This is a genomic window from Pseudomonas sp. PIC25, from assembly GCF_002286785.1.
GTDB lineage: Bacteria > Pseudomonadota > Gammaproteobacteria > Pseudomonadales > Pseudomonadaceae > Pseudomonas_M.
The window spans coordinates 1-16526 of record NZ_MUJY01000092.1 but is presented as its reverse complement, the minus strand read 5'-3'; the positions used below and the strand labels follow the sequence as shown (position 1 = coordinate 16526).

13 protein-coding genes are annotated in these 16526 nt (G+C 64.1%); 4 read left to right on the top strand and 9 right to left on the bottom strand.

Annotation, left to right across the window (positions count from 1 at the left end; all coding sequences use genetic code 11):
* On the top strand, positions 1-661 hold a 661-nt coding region (locus BZL41_RS29065; protein ID WP_256578142.1), incomplete at its 5' end, for an RHS repeat-associated core domain-containing protein.
* On the top strand, positions 606-1298 hold the full coding sequence (locus BZL41_RS27940; RefSeq protein ID WP_168190981.1) for a hypothetical protein: 693 nt from the start codon (positions 606-608) through the stop codon (positions 1296-1298). The genes BZL41_RS29065 and BZL41_RS27940, both read left to right, overlap by 56 nt.
* 646 nt (positions 1299-1944) lie before the next feature.
* Here the strand turns inward: BZL41_RS27940 and BZL41_RS11495 are convergent.
* The 9 genes from BZL41_RS11495 to BZL41_RS11455 all read right to left on the bottom strand — a co-directional run bounded on the left by BZL41_RS11495 (position 1945) and on the right by BZL41_RS11455 (position 13654).
* On the bottom strand, positions 1945-2868 hold the full coding sequence (locus tag BZL41_RS11495) for a biotin-dependent carboxyltransferase family protein (RefSeq protein WP_095599426.1): 924 nt from the start codon (positions 2866-2868) through the stop codon (positions 1945-1947).
* The gene (gene pxpB / locus BZL41_RS11490; RefSeq protein WP_095599425.1) at positions 2865-3545 is read right to left on the bottom strand and encodes a 5-oxoprolinase subunit PxpB; all 681 of its coding nucleotides are present in this window, start codon (positions 3543-3545) and stop codon (positions 2865-2867) included. Before pxpB ends, BZL41_RS11495 begins: the two co-directional genes overlap by 4 nt.
* A gap of 1 nt (position 3546) precedes the next feature.
* Entirely contained in the window at positions 3547-4302 is a 756-nt protein-coding gene (locus BZL41_RS11485; protein ID WP_095599424.1) for a 5-oxoprolinase subunit PxpA, read from the bottom strand.
* 68 nt (positions 4303-4370) lie between these two features.
* On the bottom strand, positions 4371-5222 hold the full coding sequence (locus BZL41_RS11480) for a DUF1989 domain-containing protein (protein WP_095599423.1): 852 nt from the start codon (positions 5220-5222) through the stop codon (positions 4371-4373).
* Between the two features lie 70 nt (positions 5223-5292).
* The gene (locus BZL41_RS11475; protein WP_095599422.1) at positions 5293-7821 is read right to left on the bottom strand and encodes a sulfite reductase flavoprotein subunit alpha; all 2529 of its coding nucleotides are present in this window, start codon (positions 7819-7821) and stop codon (positions 5293-5295) included.
* A gap of 105 nt (positions 7822-7926) precedes the next feature.
* Positions 7927-9048 (bottom strand): alpha-hydroxy acid oxidase, encoded by a 1122-nt coding sequence (locus tag BZL41_RS11470; RefSeq protein ID WP_095599421.1) that lies wholly within the window; start codon positions 9046-9048, stop codon positions 7927-7929.
* 2 nt (positions 9049-9050) lie between these two features.
* A complete protein-coding gene (locus BZL41_RS11465; protein WP_095599420.1) occupies positions 9051-9728 on the bottom strand; it encodes a Fe2+-dependent dioxygenase in 678 nt (225 codons plus the stop codon).
* A 55-nt stretch (positions 9729-9783) separates the two neighbouring features.
* A complete protein-coding gene (locus BZL41_RS11460; RefSeq protein WP_095599419.1) occupies positions 9784-12099 on the bottom strand; it encodes a catecholate siderophore receptor Fiu in 2316 nt (771 codons plus the stop codon).
* A 391-nt stretch (positions 12100-12490) separates the two neighbouring features.
* Positions 12491-13654 carry a type III PLP-dependent enzyme gene (locus BZL41_RS11455; protein ID WP_095599418.1) on the bottom strand — a complete coding sequence of 388 codons (1164 nt, stop codon included), beginning with the start codon at positions 13652-13654 and terminating at the stop codon, positions 12491-12493.
* A 588-nt stretch (positions 13655-14242) separates the two neighbouring features.
* On the opposite strand from BZL41_RS11455, the gene BZL41_RS11450 reads away from it, so the two are divergent.
* Both BZL41_RS11450 and BZL41_RS11445 read left to right on the top strand, forming a co-directional pair.
* The gene (locus BZL41_RS11450) at positions 14243-15826 is read left to right on the top strand and encodes a peptide chain release factor 3 (RefSeq protein ID WP_095599417.1); all 1584 of its coding nucleotides are present in this window, start codon (positions 14243-14245) and stop codon (positions 15824-15826) included.
* A 154-nt stretch (positions 15827-15980) separates the two neighbouring features.
* Positions 15981-16433 carry a transposase gene (locus tag BZL41_RS11445; RefSeq protein ID WP_095599416.1) on the top strand — a complete coding sequence of 151 codons (453 nt, stop codon included), beginning with the start codon at positions 15981-15983 and terminating at the stop codon, positions 16431-16433.
* Positions 16434-16526: the final 93 nt, after the last annotated feature.

Here is a 16526-nt window from a genome sequence, read left to right as displayed (position 1 = left end):
CATCGCCACCGACATCCCCCTGCGCTTCCCCGGCCAGCTCTACGATGCGCACAGTGCGCTGCACTACAACTACTTCAGGGATTACGACCCGGAGACCGGTAGGTATGTGGAGAGTGATCCGATTGGGTTGAAGGGTGGATTGAATACCTATGGGTATGTGCTGGGGAATCCGCTTAAATATTTTGACCAATTCGGACTCGAAGTCACTATGACCTGCCGACCGCTTTCATTGCTGCCGCCTGGTATAGCTAGACCAGTCCATTGTGCGGTTATCGTTTGGCATTGGGAGTTTGATAAGTGCGGTGGTTCAAAAAAGGTGATCGATAGCCAATACTCACTGGCCGGTGGAGGCACCGCCCCTGTGAACCCTAATGGGCCAATGACTTCGAATGAAAGAGGGACTTACGATAACGACCGGAATGCGTTTGAGAATCCGAGGCCTAATGACATCAACAGAATTATTTGGCCACCAGCCGGAACCAGTCAGAGTAATTTCGACAAAGCAGTATCTGAATCAGGGAATAATTACTCTCAGGGCCCCTATCGAATTCCACCAACAGGCAACAATTCCAATACAGCAGCTGATAATATCATTGAGAACGCTGGTGGAACTGCGCCAAATATTCCTGGAGCCTGGGGGCAAAATTATGGCGATCAATAAGCTTGTTATTCTGCTTGCACTGCTGGCCCCAAGTATCGCCATGGCTTGTCCTGAATCCGGATGGAGCAAATTTTCGGGAAAACTATTCTATGAGCAGAAAGATGCACAGAGTGGAGAAATAGAGGGCATCCAAATTGGATGGACAAGCGCTCAACTACGCCAATACCTTAGTGATCAAGAGCTCGAAAAGGTCGAGCTCGTGCCTACAAACAACTTCTATGCTACTGCTGAGTGCCCAGAGGAGCTCGATAAGATCACAGGCTCTAGTGAGGTGTGGGTCACTGGGAAGAATATGGCAAAGATTGCCCGCATCACCATGAGAGAGGCGCAGGCTGCAGAAATAAACTTAGTTCAAAGCAGTGAATTTCCTATTAAGCAAGGTGACTCCCTAGGAACTGTCATATCTCAACTAAAAGAGCTTTTGAAGTCAGGCAAAGCTCAAGGCGTAAATCCCACACTCTCCTGCAAGAATGAATGTCTTGTTAAGTTTAAAGACCTATCATTGAGCAGCGAACCACTTGCTTTCAGATATGTAACTAAAGATCAGCGCGGTCGCATTACTGTATACCTGAGTGCTGACAGGGTAATCCGAGTTTCCTACCTGAGGCAGCGCTTTCAAGGTGATGGTGTGCTCTAATACTCTCAAGTTTCAGCCAGATAGGGCGGATGAAATCCACAGCACTTTGATCGCTCCCACGCTCCAGCATGGGGCGGTGTAAGACGCTCCGCGTCTGCTTTGTATTGCAACGAGCCGCAAAAACCCGGGGTCAGGTCTTACCTTTTGCTTATGAGAAAAGGGCCGCCCATTTATTCTCACGGCCCTTAGCCAGAATGATAGACCGAACGACCGCTTCTGGCCGATTCTATTGAAAAAGTCGACGTTGATCTCCGCTACGCAAAAACACCCGCACGCGGTTGAAATCTGCGTTTGGGAGCAACGCCATTTAGCTCAAATTTTACGTAGCGGCGCCTGATCTGAGCATTTTCTAACCACCAAATGCTCTCGACGAATTTGAAGGGAGTTTTTCAACAGAATCGGCCAGTTACTGCCGGCTCTAAGACCTGAGGCATTGCATCGCAACTATTTGTGCCAAAAGGCTTTTTTGGGCGCAAATATTGTCCGGCCCCAAAGACCAATTCATTCGTGATGGATAGTGAGGCCGAATTCGCGGATGAATCCGCTCCCACAAGGTTACGTGCCAGGCACACCGGCCTTCGGGGCCCGCTCGGCGTCTCGCCGAACACCTGGGGCGCCAGCAGAGCTGGCGCCTACGGACCGGGGTTCAAGGCCGGCCGAAGAATCGGTAGAACGTCCGCAATTCCGCCTGTGCGTCGTCCAGATCGATTTCGGCGAAGCGCAACGGTGTGTGCGCCGGGCACTGGGCCAGGCGGTCGAGGTCGAGGGGATGTACCCAGCCGAGGATCGGGTAGCCGCCCATGGTCTGGCGGTCGGCCATGAGGATGATCGGCTGGCCGTCCGGCGGCACTTGGATGGTGCCCGTGGCGATCCCCAGCGACCATTGCCGTGCCGGGGCGTGCAGCGGTTCGCCGAGCAGGCGGGCGCCCATGCGGTCGGACTGCGGGCTGAGCCGCCATTCGCGGCGGAAGAAGGCCGCGCGTTCGGCCTCGGCGAACAGCGGTGCATCCCCGCCGAGGATCACCCGTAAGATCGGCGGTTCCCGGTAATCCGGCAGGTAAGGCCAGGGCACGCTGACCGCCCCCGGCCGCGTCGAAGGCGCGCAGCGCAGCACATCGCCGGCCTGTAACGCGGAGCCGGCGCCGCGCAGCCCACCCAATCCCTCGCGCACCTGCGTGGCCACGCTGCCCAGCACCGGCTCCGCCCGGAAGCCACCGGCCACCGCCAGGTAGGCCCGCTGGCCGCTGCGGGCGAAGCCCAGGCTCAGGCGTTGCCCGGCGCGCACCGGGAAGCGCGTCCAAAGGGCCTGCGGCTCGCCGTCCCGTTCGATGGGCAGGTCGGCTCCGCACAGCGCCACCCAGGTATCCACCTGGCTTTCCAGCTCGACGCCGCCCAGGGCGATCTCCAGCAGCGGCGTTCCCCAGGGATTACCCAGCAACCGGTTGGCCCAGGCCGCCGCGTGCCGGTCCAGCGGCCCGCCCGGCGACACGCCGCACTGCTGCCACCCCATGCGCCCGGCATCCTGCAGCAGGCTCAGAGGGCCGGGTTTGATGACCACGAAGCCACTCACGGCGCGCCGCCCTCACGCCGGTAGGTCGCCTCGTCGATGGCGACGAAGCGCACCCGGTCGCCCAATGCCAACGGGCACGGCGGGGTGCGGGTGGGGTCGAATAGCCTCCACGGACAGCGCCCCAGCAGGTGCCAGCCACCCGGCGAGGCCTGGGGATAGATCGCCGTCTGCCGCTCGGCGATGGCCAGGCTGCCGGCCGGCACGCGCACCCGCGGCGTGGCCCGGCGCGGCAAGGCGAGCCGCGCATCCAGCGTGCCCAGGTAGGCGAAGCCCGGCGCGAAGCCGATGGCACCGACCCGGTATTCGCCCGCGCTATGCAGGCGGATCACTTCTGCCTCGTCGAGCCCGCAGGCGGCGGCGACGGCGGGCAGGTCTTCGCCGGCATACCAGACGGAAATTTCATGCAGGCGGCTGGCCGCCTCCACCACGGGCTCGGCCTGCCAGGCATCGAGCAACGCTTGCAGGCGCCCGGCCAGTTGGCGGCGGTCGGTGCGGGTCAGGTCGTAGTGCACCAGCAGGGTGGTCCAGCCCGGCACCAGATCGGTCAGGCAGGCGCCGCAGTGATGGCGGATACGCTCGGCCAACGCGGCGATGCGTGCCGGCAGGTGTTCGTCCGGCGCGTCCGCCAGCACCAGCAGCAGGGCCTCGGCGCCAGCCGGTTCGATACGCGGAAGCACGTCAGAGAGTGTCGAGCTGGGCGCGCAGGCGGCGCAGCACGGCCAGGGATTCGGGGTTGTCGCCGTGCACGCAAAGGCTGTCGGCGTTCAGCCGCAGCGGTTTGCCGTCCTGATCCGGGAAGGCTTCGCCACGGGCGATGGCCAGGGCCTGGGCGAGAATCCGTTCGGGATCGTGGTGCACCGCCCCGGTGAGGCGCCGCGGTGCCAATTGCCCGTCGGACTGGTAGGCGCGGTCGGCGAAGGCTTCGAACATCAGCGGCACGTCGGCTTCGTCGGCCAGCCGCAGCTCGCGGCTGTTGTCGGCCAGGGCCAGCACCATCAGCGGCAGGCCCTTGCGGTAGTGGGCGCAGGCGTCGAGCACGGCGCTGAGCAGCGCATCGTCGCGCACCAGATCGTTGTACAGCGCGCCGTGCGGCTTGACGTAGGCGACCCGCGTCCCGGCGGCGCGGCAGAGGGCGTCCAGCGCGCCGATCTGGTACAGCACCATGGCCCGCACCTCTTCCGGCGAGCAGGCCAGATGGCGACGACCGAAGCCAACCAGATCCGGGTAGGCCGGGTGCGCGCCGATGGCCACGTCGTGCCGCACCGCCAGATCGACGGTGCGCTGCATGGTCAGCGGGTCGGAGGCATGGAAGCCGCAGGCGAGGTTGGCCTGGTCCACCAGCGGCATGGCGTGGCTATCGTCGCCCATCTTCCAGGCGCCGAAACTTTCGCCCATGTCGCAGTTGAGCAGAATGCGCTGCTGCCCTGAATTCATGCGTCTCCCCTTCCACAGCGATGATCAGGCCCCAGGATAGGCCAATGCACGCCGCTCGGGCAGCCGGATCACGCCTCCCAGGCCGGCTTGCCCAGTTGCAGACCGTGCAGGCCGTGGTACGGCGCCCGCTCCGGCTGCTTCCAGCCTTCCAGAAGGCTGTCGTCGAGGCGGTAGATTTCCACCCCGAGCGGACGGCACACCTCCAGCGGGTCCTTGGCATCCGGGCCCCACATCGGCAACGACAGATCGCCGCCCGGGCAGGTGGACAGCGCACAGAGCAGGTCGATCTCGGCGAAGAATTCCAGATAGTCGCCCGCCTTGGCCGGGCAAGCCTTCATGAAGTAGAGGTCGTCATGGTTGAGGCCGGTGACTTGGAAGATGTTCAGCACATCGTGAACGTCGAATTCAGTCAGGCCATGGGGCAGCACCGCACGTACCAAATTGGAGTGGCAGTGGTGGTGGAAGTCCTCGCCGGTGAGCAGCTTGTTGATGTACGGGTCGCAGCGGGTGCCGAGCAGGTCGTGGATACGCCCGCCATGCTCGTCGACGCCATAATCGGCCAAGCTGTCGTCGGTGATGGTCGCCAGCGGCCGGAGGAACGGCAGGTTCGACCAGAGCCGGTCGAAGGTGCTGACATGGGCGCCCTGCAACTGGCGGGTGCGCGCCGCCCATAGCCGCTCGCGCGGGTCGTTGGCGTTCCACAAATTGAAATCGCCGACCTGCGGCCCCTTCGGCGCGGTGACGCGGAACACATGGCCGGCCGGCACCTTCCAGGCCCGGCCGCTGCGGATCGGCACCTCGAACGACTCGATCAGGGTGCGGGCGTCCTGGCGTTCCCGGATGCGGCCGTAGAACGCCTTGTCCACGGAAAGCGCGGCGCCCTTGGACACCTGGTAGGCGGCGGGATAGTGCTTGGTCATCGACTGCGGCTCCTGCATGGTTCGGCGGATGCGGAAACCTTAGCCGATTGCAGGGTACGAGCCAGGTTCCTCAGTAGACATCCCGCCGGTAACGCCCCTCCTCCACCAACCGCTGGACCGCCGCATCGCCCAGGCATTCGCGCAGTACCCGGTCGACGCCCTCGGCCATGCCCTTGAGGCTGCCGCAGACATAGAGCGCGGCACCGTCGTCGAGCCAGGCGCGCAGGGTGTCCGCCGCTTCGCTCAGGCTATCCTGCACATAGCGCTTTTCCGCCTGGTCGCGGGAGAAGACCGGATCGAGCCGCGCCAGCCAGCCTTCCGCCCGCCAGCCCTCCAGTTCCTCACGGCAGAAGTAGTCATGGCCGGCATTGCGCTCGCCGAAGATCAGCCAGTTGCGTGCGTGACCTTCGCCGATACGCGCCTTGAGCAGCCCGCGCAAACCGGCCAGCCCGGTGCCGTTGCCGATCAGGATCAGCGGGCGGTCGTCTTCCGGCGCGTGGAAGCCGCTGTTGCGTCGCACCCGTCCCAGCAGGCTGCCGCCGTCGGGCAGGTATTCGGTCAGCCAGCCGGAACCCACGCCCAGGGTGCCATCGGTGCGGCGCTCCTGGCGGACGATCAGTTCCAGCGTGCCGTCGCTGGGCAGCGAGGCGATGGAGTAGTCGCGCGGCGCCAGCGGCACCAGCGCCTCCAGCGCCTGCGGATGAAGGCCGACCAAGTGGCTGAAGGTGGACGGCAGTTCGCGCGTGGCCAGGGCTTGGCGCAGTGTTTGCGCGTGCCCGTCCAGCGTCACCGGCGCCTCGCCGTCCAGCCCGAAGCGGGCCAGCCAGTCGCTCACGGGCGCGTCGCCGTGGCGCGGGAGAATCTGCACGACGTCGCCGGCCCGCCAGTCCAGCGGCGCATCCGCCGTCAGGCCGAGGAGGAAGGCCGGCCCGCCCTGGCTGCCAGGGTTGAGCAGGCGCCGCTCGCGCAGGGTCAGGGTGGTCCAGGCCGGCTCGGCGGGCACGGCCGCGTCCGTACCGGTGAGCGAGCCCAGTTGGCGATGCCAGTCGGCGATGGCGCCGCTGTCGCCGTTGTCCACTTCCACCGGAGCGAACAGGCTGCGCGCGCCCTGGCGGCCGAGCCAGCCATGCAGGCGCCGGGCGAAGCCGCAGAACTGGCTGTATTGCCGGTCCCCGAGGGCGAGCAGCGCGTAGCTCAGATGGTCCAGGCCCAGCGCCCGGTCGAGCAGCCGGCGCTCGAAGCCACGGGCGCTGTCCGGTGCTTCGCCGTCGCCAAAGGTGCTGACCACGAACAGCGCCCGGCGCGCCTGACGCAAGCCCTGTTCGTCCAGCCCGGACAGCGGCCGGACGCTCACCGGATGCCCCGCTGCCTGCAATTGCCCGGCGGTCTGCCAGGCCAGTTGCTCGGCGAAACCGCTCTGGCTGGCGAAGCCGATCAACCAGCCATCGGCGCCCGAGCCACCGCTCACCCCGCCCTGTGCGGCCCGCACCGCGCGCTTCTTGCGCCGGCGGTCGAGGTAGAGCAGCCAGCCGGTGACGAAGAACAGCGGCATCGCCAGGCTCGCCAGGGTCATCAGGATGCGACCGGGCAGGCCGAAGTAGCTGCCCACATGCAAGGCGTAGTTGCTCGCCAGCAACTGGCCGCCGAAGGATTGCTCGGCATAGCGCTGGTTGCGCGAGACCACGCCGGTGGCCGGGTCCAGTTCGAGCTTGTTCAGCGCCCTGTCGTGGGGGGCGTCGTCGAGCAGGTAGAAGACCGTCGCCGGCTGACCACCCTGGGGCGGCAGGCGCAGGTTGTAGGTGTTCAGGCCCGGACCGGCTTCGCGCTGGATGCTGTCCCAGACAGCCGCATAGTCCACTCGCACGGGGGTTGCCGCACGCTCCCGGCCAGCGCCCGGCCTCTCGCCACGTCCCCCTTGCTGGGCCGGAGCATCGCCGAGCAGACGGGTCATGCCGGCGCGGTACCAGTCATAGGACCAGAAGAGGCCGGTCAGCGCGGCGCAAAGGTAGAACAGCAGGCACCAGGTACCGGCCACGGCGTGCAGGTCCCAGTTGAAGGCGCGGCCTTTCTTCGCCCAGTCGAAGGCCAGCCAGGCACGCCAGTTGCCGACCTGCCGGGGCCAGCGCAGGTAGAGGCCGGACAGACAGAAGAAGATCAGCATCAGGGTGCAGGCGGCGGTGATCTGCTTGCCGGTTTCGCCCATGGCGAGGAAGCGGTGCAGTTGCAGCATCAGGCCGAAGAAATCCTGCCCCACGGGGTCGCCGAGCAGGTTGCCGGTGTACGGGTCGAAATAGCGGACCGGGCCACGACGCTCCCCCGGTGGCGGCGCGAAGAACACCCGGGCGGCATTGCCACTGGCGGTCTCCACCCAGAGGCCGCCGACCTGGTCGCCGGTCGCCGACTCGATCTTCGCCACCAGCTCGGCCGGTGGCAGAACGGCGCGGTCGCCCGCCTCGACGCGCAGCACGTCCGGGTTGAGCGCCCGGAGAATTTCGTCCTGGAAGGAATAGAGCGCACCGGTCACGCCCATCAGGGCCAGAACCAACCCGCCACTGATGCCGAACAGCCAGTGCAGTTGAAACAGGGTTTTCTTGAACAAGGCGATACACCTGACACGAGACAGCCGCCACGGCCATCGTTGCGACGCAATTCTATTTGAGAAACCCTTGCATTTGGCGCCTGAACGCCTTGTTTTACGCTTTATTTACAAGGGCTTCCCGCCACCGGACGAGGCCGGTCGCAGCAGGTCGGGGCCAATGCAGGACAGCTCGCGGCAACCGCTCAGCGCCATGGCGACCTCCAGCTCCTCCCGCAGCAACTTGAGCAGGTGCGCCACACCCAGCGCCCCAGCCGTGGCCAGGGCATGGATGTAGGGACGGCCGATCAGCACGGCGGAAGCCCCCAGGGCCAGGGCTTTGAACACATCGGTGCCGCGCCGGATGCCACCGTCCACCAGCACCGGAACGCCCTCGCCCAGTTCCGCGCGGACCGCCGGCAACGAACGCACCGCCGGCCACTGCGAATCCAGCACCCGCCCGCCATGGTTCGACAGGATGACGCCCGCGGCGCCGGCCTCCATGGCCAGGCGCGCGTCCTGCGGATGCAGGATGCCTTTGAGCAGCACCGGCAAGCGGCTGTGGCGGCAGAGCCTGGCCACATCCTCCCAGCGCGGCGCTACCGCCATCAGACCATCGAACACCGGGCTGCCGCCTTCGGCTACTTCCGGCAGCGCCACGTTTTTATCGATGTTCACGGCGCGGATGCCGGCGGGCAACTGGAACCCCGCCCGCTGCTCGCGGTTGCGCAGCCCGGCCACCGGCGCGTCCACGGTCAGCACCAGCGCCCGGTAGCCGGCGGCCTCGGCCCGCCCTGCCAGGGCCAGGGTGTCCTGTTCGTTGCCTTGCCAGTAGAGCTGGAACCACAGCGGTCCCTGGGCGGCCTCGGCCACGTCCTCCAGGCGGCTCGAAGCGAAGGAGCTGAGCACTGCCGCACCGCCCATGACGCCGGCGGCCAATACGCTGGCCCGTTCGCCATCGGCATGGAACAGATGCTGGTAGGCGATCGGCGCCAGCAGGATCGGATGCTGCAACCTGTCGCCCAACAACTCGCAGCGGGTGTTGCCGCCGCGCAGGTCGCGCAACATGCGCGGCAGCAGCGCCCATTCCCGCCATGCCTGCAGGTTGGCCTGGCAGGTGAGTTCGTCCGCCGCGCCGCCTTCCAGATAGGCCAGGGCGTTGGCATCCAGGCGCGGCAAGGCGTAACGCTCGTAGTCGCTGGCGGCGACCATGTCCGCGGGAACCTGGGCGAGGGGCGGCTGTCGCGACATGCTCACTCGCTCCACTGGCGCAGCAGGTTGTGGTAGGTGCTGGTCAGCCCGAGGACTTCCTCGCTGTCGCCCAATTGGCCGCGCAGCTTGAGGATGTTCATGTCCAGGTCGAACAGCAACTTGCGTTGCCAGGCATCGCGCACCCAGCTCTGCGACCAGAGGAAGGCGGCGATGCGCGCCCCCTCGGTGACCGGCTCGACGCGATGCAGGCTGGTGGCCGGGTAGACGATGGCATCGCCAGCCGCCAGCTTCACCTCGTGCTCGCCGTAGGTGTCCTCGATGATCAGCTCGCCGCCCGCGTATTCGTCCGGCTCGCTGAGGAAGACCGTGGTGGAGACATCCGTGCGCACCTGGAGCCCGCTGAAGCGGTCGCGCTGCAAGGCGTTATCCACATGGTTGCCGTAGCGTCCGCCGCCGCTGTAGCAGTTGAACATCGGCGGCAGGATATGCCGCGGCAGCGCGGCGGAGACGAACAACGGGTGCCGGGCCAGGGCATCGGCGACCCGCTGGGACAATCCGGCGAAGGCCGGTGAATCGGCGGGGAATTGCAGGTTGTGCTTGAGGCCCGCCGCCTGCGGGCCGGAGGTCCGCACGCCGTCGACCCATTCGTGAGCCGCCAGCTCGGTGCGCAGGGCAGCGACTTCGTCCCGGCTCAGCACCTGGGGGATATGCAGCAACATTCGAAACCCTCCTCGCAAGGCAGGGAACCCGCGGGTTCCCTGGCCAGGACAGCGATCAGAAGCTGTATTCGGTGGTGAACATGGCCGAACGGGGAGCACCCATCACCATGCGCGCGCCGCTGTTGTTGAGGGTGGCGATGTATTCCTCGTCGAACAGGTTGTACACGTTCACGCGCAGGTTGACGTTCTTGTTGAGGCGGTAGGCCGCCATCATGTCGGCCACCCAGTAGGACGGGATGCTCGGCATGTTGGTGGTGGAGCGATCGGCCCCCTTGGCGATCAGGCGATCCTGTTCGGAGACATAGCGCGCCCCGCCGCCCAGGGTGAAGTCACCCAGGGTGTAGGAGGTCCACAGCGTCGCGGTCAGGTCGGGCGACCAGCGTACCCCGGTGTTTTCGGTGATCACCCCGGAGGAGGAGCGGCTCACCTGGTCGATCTGCTCGGTATCCATGCTGGCGATACCCGCCGAGACCTGCCAGAAGTTGGTGATCTGGCCCACCGCCGCCAGCTCGATCCCCTTGACCCGGATGGTGCCGTCCTGCTGGTAGGTGGCGCTCAGAGTGTCGTAGGACACCTGGTTGCTGTTCTCGGTGCGGTAGATCGCCGCCGACAGGTTCAACCGGTCGTTCAACAGGTCCCACTTGGTGCCCAGCTCGATGTGCTTGGTTTCCTGCGGGTCGAGATTCGGCCGGCTGTCACTGTTCTCGGAACTGGACAAGGCGAAGTTGGAGCTACCCGGCGGGGTCAGCGAATTGGCATAGGCGAGATAGATGCTGCCGTTTTCCGCCGGTTTGAACACGATGCCGGTGTTCCAACTGGTCAGGTCGCCGGAGTCCTTCAGATCGAAGCCAACCAGGTTGTAATCGTAATTGATGGGCGTGGAGGTGATCGCCTCCAGGGACGCCCCCTTGGTGTCGGTGCGGTAGTGCTCGAAACGCACCCCGGCGTTGACCGACCACTGCTCGTTCAGGTGCAGGGTGTCGAATACGTACAGCGCCGCAGTATCGGTGGCGCCGTCGGTATAGGCGCCGGTCTTGTACGGCTTGGCCATCGTATCGTGAGCATCGGGGTCATACAGATTGGCCGGCGGCGGGGTGACTGCCGCGTGGTCGACGCCATCGATGAGTCGCCGATCGGTAATACCGGTCTCGTTGCGCTGGCTCTCGCGCATGAATTCGACACCGCTGGCCAGGCTGTTGCGCAGGCCGAAGGTGGTGAACTCGGTGTTCAGGCTGGTCTGGTTGGCGAGGATTTCGTTTTCCTGGTCGATCAACTGGCGCGAACGGTCGACGGTCCAGGTGGCCGGATCGTCGCTGGTCGCTTTCAGCGAGGTCGCGCTGCCGGCGGGGCCGGTGAGGATGCGGTCGACATTGCTCTTGCCATAGCGCGAGATGTTGCGCAGGGTCGTCACGTCATCGAGGTCATGTTCGAGCTTGACGGTCAGCATGTCGGCGTCGACGCGCTCGTAGTCACTCTTGCTGCCGTAGTAGTTCTCGCGGTCCACCTTGCCGCCGGCGTTCAGGCGGGCAGCCTGGCTGGCCGTGGTATGGGTACTGTGGAAACCCTTCATGCCGATGGTCGGGATGCCGCCATCCGGGGTGTTGTCCTGGCGCACGTGTTGCGAATAGACGTACAGGCGGGTGTCGGTCTCCAGGCCGAAGGCGATGGAAGGCGCCACGCCGTAGCTGCTGTTTTCCACGTAGTCGCGGCCGTCCACCCCGCCGTCGCGGCGCATCAGGTTCAGGCGCAGGGCCGAGTGGTCGCTCAGGGCCTGGTTGATATCGGCGGTCATGTGGGCGTTATCGGCGGTGCCGTAGCCGAGGGTGCCGCTGATCGAGTCTTCCAGGGTCGGCAGCTTGGAGATCAGGTTGATATAGCCGGAGGACGCGCCACGGCCGATGTCGGAGCCGGCGGCGCCCTTGACCACTTCGACCTGCTCCAGGTTGAACACGTCGCGGCTCACCGCGCCGAGGTCGCGCACGCCGTCGACGAAGGTCGACTGCTGGGTGGAGAAGCCGCGCATCATGAAGGTGTCGCCGGCCGAGGTATTGCCGTTCTCGCCGAGCTGCATGGTGATGCCGGGGGTATTGCGCAGCGCTTCCATCAGGCTGGTGGCGCCCTGCTCGCGGAGCATCTCCTTCCTGATCACCTGGACGGTCTTGGGCGTATCCAGCAGCGGTTCGGTCAGCTTGTGGTTGGCGCTCTTGTCAGTCTTGTAGGGAACCTCGGCCTTGGACGTCACCACCATCTCGGGCAGGTTGAGTTCGCCACCGGTCTTGTCGGTCTGTGCCAGGGTCATGGCCGGAATGGCTGCCGCGACCAGCGCTGCCAGGTGATTCGTCTTGTGATGCTTGCGACTACGGATTGTCATTGTTGTCCCCATGTGGAAAGGCCACTTCCCGACATCGCAAACGGCGACGTAACGGGAAGTTGCAAAGGCTCAGCGAAGCGGCGCGGATGCTAATCATTACTAATTACAATGGCAATACGCTGTCATTTACATTTTTACGGCCTGCCACACACCGCTCCACCTCTGCCACAGCCCGCGCCAACTGGGGCTTTGCGCGCAAGCCGCCAGCTAGACGCTTCGGCTCGTCCGCCTTCTGCGGAAGCCTCTCCAAGCCCTGCGGCAAAAAGCCGCCATGCCTTTTGTCAGTTTTTTGTATGGGTACTGACACAGTCGCCATGCCATCGCCTCGGTGACGGCCGGCCCATAAACGCAAAAACCCGCCGGAGGGCGGGTTTCTGTCGTGAAGCGATGGTTACAGGTAGAAGGCTTTCAGCGGCGGAAAGCCGTTGAACTCCACCGCACTGTAGCTGGTGGTATAGGCACCGGTGGAGAGCCAGTAGAGGCGGTCGCCGATGGCCAGGTTGAGCGGCAGGCCGTACTTGTAGTGCTCGTACATGATGTCGGCGCTGTCGCAGGTCGGGCCGGCAATCACCACTTCCTCCATCTCGCCCTTCTTCTCGGTCCAGATGGGGAATTTGATGGCTTCGTCCATGGTTTCGATCAGGCCGGAGAACTTGCCCACGTCGGTGAACACCCAGCGCTCCACGGCGGTACGCGACTTGCGCGATACCAGCACCACTTCGCTGACCAGGATGCCGGCGTTGGCGATCAGCGAACGGCCCGGCTCGAGGATGATCTCCGGCAGGTCGTCGCCGAAGTCTTCCTTGAGGAAGCGGATGATCTCTTCCGCGTAGGTTTCCAGGCTGTTGGTCTTGGTGATGTAGTTGGCCGGGAAGCCGCCGCCCATGTTGATCATCTTGAGGACGATGCCGTCCTCTTCCTTCAGACGCTCGAAGATCACCTTGACCTTGGCGATGGCCGCATCCCAGACGCCGATGTCGCGCTGCTGCGAACCGACGTGGAAGGAGATGCCGTAGGGCACCAGGCCCAGCTGGCGGGCGAGGATCAGCAGGTCCATGGCCATGTCGGTCTGGCAGCCGAACTTGCGCGACAGCGGCCAGTCGGCGGTGGTGGAACCCTCGGTGAGCAGACGGACATAGACCTTCGAGCCCGGCGCGGCCTTGGCGATGTTGCGCAGGTCGGCCTCGGAATCGGTGGCGAACAGACGCACGCCCTTCTCGTAGAAGTAGCGGATGTCCTTGGACTTCTTGATGGTGTTGCCGTAGCTGATGCGATCGGCGCTCACGCCCTGCTTGAGCACCTTGTCCAGCTCATAGATGGAGGCGATGTCGTAGTTGGAGCCCTTGTCCCGCAGCAGGTCGATGATCTCCACCGCCGGATTGGCCTTGACCGCGTAGTAGATCTTGGCGAAGGGGAAGCAGGTCACCAGCTGATCGTAGGCATTAGCGATGGTCTGCTTGTCGATGACCACGAAGGGGGTTTCGTGCTGGTCGGCGAAGGCCTTCATACGCTGGAAGGTTTCGCGCGGGAAATAGTCTTCGACCTGGATAGGCATGCTTTGGGGCTCCATGGGCAAAACAAACGAAAGGTTAGAAGGGGTGGCTACTGTCGGAACTGCAAAAGCCTGAACGCCTAATCCGTTTCCCCACTTTGGTTCGCCTACTTCCCAAGGCATGTCGCCGAGCATCACCGGTCCCGGCGAACCCTTCGAGCGATGCTCGTCGGCGGGTTCGAAACCGGCAACCTCTCGTCGTCAGTACTTGAGCCGGATGGATCGTTTCCAGCATGGACGTTCGGGCGCGAACTTTAGGACCATGGGGCGACGATATCAATCAAAAATTACCGTATGGCCGCACACGTCCGTCGCCTGACGAACCGCCGTTTCCGATCTTCAACGAACCGTGGGGAATGCTGCACAAAACGACGCCCGCCACAGAGAGCCGCAGCCGCTCCGGCTTGTCCGTCCGGACCGGGCCGCTCCCATTCCGTCCCTCTCTTTCTGACAGACCCGGCTGGCGGCTCGATGTTCCGGCTCTCGGTCGACAACGGCCGGGCGCCTGCCTGCTCGACGCGGTTTGCCGGTATAATCGCGCCCTTTCTCGGGGCCGGGCCCCGTCGCTCCGTATCGCAGCAGGCATCCACCATGACCACTCAGGCCGCCGAAGTCGCCAAGCGCCGCACGTTCGCCATCATTTCCCACCCCGACGCGGGTAAGACCACCATCACCGAAAAGCTCCTGCTGATGGGCAAGGCGATTGCCGTTGCCGGCACGGTGAAATCGCGGAAATCCGACCGCCACGCCACCTCCGACTGGATGGAGATGGAAAAGCAGCGCGGCATCTCCATCACCACCTCGGTGATGCAGTTCCCCTACCGCGAGCACATGATCAACCTGCTCGACACCCCCGGCCACGAAGACTTCTCGGAAGACACCTACCGCACCCTGACCGCGGTGGACAGCGCGCTGATGGTCCTCGACGGCGGCAAGGGCGTCGAGCCGCGTACCATCGCCCTGATGGATGTCTGCCGGCTGCGCGACACGCCGATCGTCAGCTTCATCAACAAGCTCGACCGCGACATCCGCGATCCCATCGAATTGCTCGACGAGATCGAGGCGGTGCTGAAGATCAAGGCCGCGCCCATCACCTGGCCGATCGGCTGCTACAAGGACTTCAAGGGCGTCTATCACCTGGCCGAGGACAAGATCATCGTCTACGTGCCGGGCCACGGTCATGAGCGCATCGAAGTGCCAGTGATCCAGGGCCTGGACTCGGCCGAGGCGCGCGCCCACCTGGGCGACATGTACGACGCTTTCGTCGAGCAGTTGGAGCTGGTCCAGGGCGCTTGCCACGAATTCGACCAGGACGCCTTCCTCAAGGGCGAGATGACCCCGGTGTTCTTCGGCACCGCGCTGGGCAACTTCGGCGTCGACCAGGTGCTCGATTGCATCGTCGACTGGGCGCCGCAACCGCTTTCCCGCGCCGCTCACGAGCGGGTCGTGGAGCCGGTAGAGGAGAAGTTCTCCGGCTTCGTGTTCAAGATCCAGGCAAACATGGACCCGAAGCACCGCGACCGCATCGCCTTTATGCGCATCTGCTCCGGCAAGTACGAGAAAGGCATGAAGATGCGCCATGTGCGGATCAAGAAAGACCTGAAGATCGCCGATGCCCTGACCTTCTTCTCCTCCGAGCGGGAGATGCTGGAAGAGGCCTATGCCGGCGACATCATCGGCCTGCACAACCACGGCACCATCCAGATCGGCGACACCTTCACCGAGGGCGAGGCCCTGGGCTTCACCGGCATCCCGCACTTCGCCCCGGAGCTGTTCCGCCGCGTGCGCCTGAAAGACCCGCTGAAATCCAAGCAACTGCGCCAGGGCCTGCAGGAACTGGCCGAGGAAGGCGCCACCCAGGTGTTCTTCCCCGAGCGCAGCAACGACATCATCCTCGGCGCGGTGGGCGTGCTGCAGTTCGATGTGGTCGCCAGCCGTCTGAAGGAGGAATACAAGGTCGAGTGCGCCTACGAGGCGATCAATGTCTGGTCGGCCCGCTGGATCGAATGCGACGACAAGAAGAAGCTGGAAGACTTCAAGACCAAGGCTTTCGAAAACATCGCCATCGACGGCGGCGGCCACCTCACCTACCTGGCCCCGACCCGCGTCAACCTCAGCCTCATGGAAGAGCGCTGGCCCGACGTGAAATTCCGCGCGACGCGAGAGCATCACTGACTCCACCGTCCCCAAGCTCGCTCCGGCACGGTGCAAACCTGTAGGAGCGAGCTTGCTCGCGAATATGGCTTGAAGCCCAACACTTGGACCGCCGTGTTCGCATCGAGTGGTTCTGACGTGGGGCGTGTTTTTGATTTTCCCAAAGGAACGGTACATGCGCTTTCAAGGACGAAACCTGCGCAAGGGTCGCATTTCCCAGACAGGCCAGATCTATCTGGTCACTACGGTGACCCAAGACAGAACCCCACTGTTCGCCTTCTGGCCACTGGCATGCCTGGCTGCACGGGAGCTGCATATCCAGAACCAGTCGGATCGCATCGAGATCCTGGCCTGGGTATTAATGCCTGATCACTTGCATTGTCTGCTCCAGCTCAAGGACGGCAATCTGAGCCAATGCATCCAGCGGTTCAAATCCCGCAGCGCTATCGCGATCAATGCCGCACGTGGCAATGAGGGTCGTGTATGGCAGAAGGGCTTTCACGACCGGGCGCTTCGCAAGGAGGAAGACATTAGGTCGTTGGCTCGATATGTCATTTCCAATCCTGTTCGGGCTGGGCTGGTCGCACGGGTGGCCGATTATCCTCTCTGGAATGCCGCTTGGTTGTAAGAGCTTCGCCAGCAAGCTGGCTCCTACAGGCACGGAGCCAACCTGTTGGAACGAGCTTGCTCGCGAATTGCCCCGGTAAAGCCCGACATCGTG

Excerpts from the sequence above, each read along its gene's own strand:
- BZL41_RS11485 (WP_095599424.1), bottom strand. The coding sequence starts at position 4,302 with ATGAATTCAGGGCAGCAGCGCATTCTGCTCAACTGCGACATGGGCGAA.
- BZL41_RS11465 (WP_095599420.1), bottom strand. The coding sequence starts at position 9,728 with ATGTTGCTGCATATCCCCCAGGTGCTGAGCCGGGACGAAGTCGCTGCC.
- BZL41_RS11470 (WP_095599421.1), bottom strand. The coding sequence starts at position 9,048 with ATGTCGCGACAGCCGCCCCTCGCCCAGGTTCCCGCGGACATGGTCGCC.
- BZL41_RS11460 (WP_095599419.1), bottom strand. The coding sequence starts at position 12,099 with ATGACAATCCGTAGTCGCAAGCATCACAAGACGAATCACCTGGCAGCG.
- BZL41_RS11480 (WP_095599423.1), bottom strand. The coding sequence starts at position 5,222 with ATGACCAAGCACTATCCCGCCGCCTACCAGGTGTCCAAGGGCGCCGCG.
- BZL41_RS11450 (WP_095599417.1), top strand. The coding sequence starts at position 14,243 with ATGACCACTCAGGCCGCCGAAGTCGCCAAGCGCCGCACGTTCGCCATC.
- BZL41_RS11445 (WP_095599416.1), top strand. The coding sequence starts at position 15,981 with ATGCGCTTTCAAGGACGAAACCTGCGCAAGGGTCGCATTTCCCAGACA.
- BZL41_RS11455 (WP_095599418.1), bottom strand. The coding sequence starts at position 13,654 with ATGCCTATCCAGGTCGAAGACTATTTCCCGCGCGAAACCTTCCAGCGT.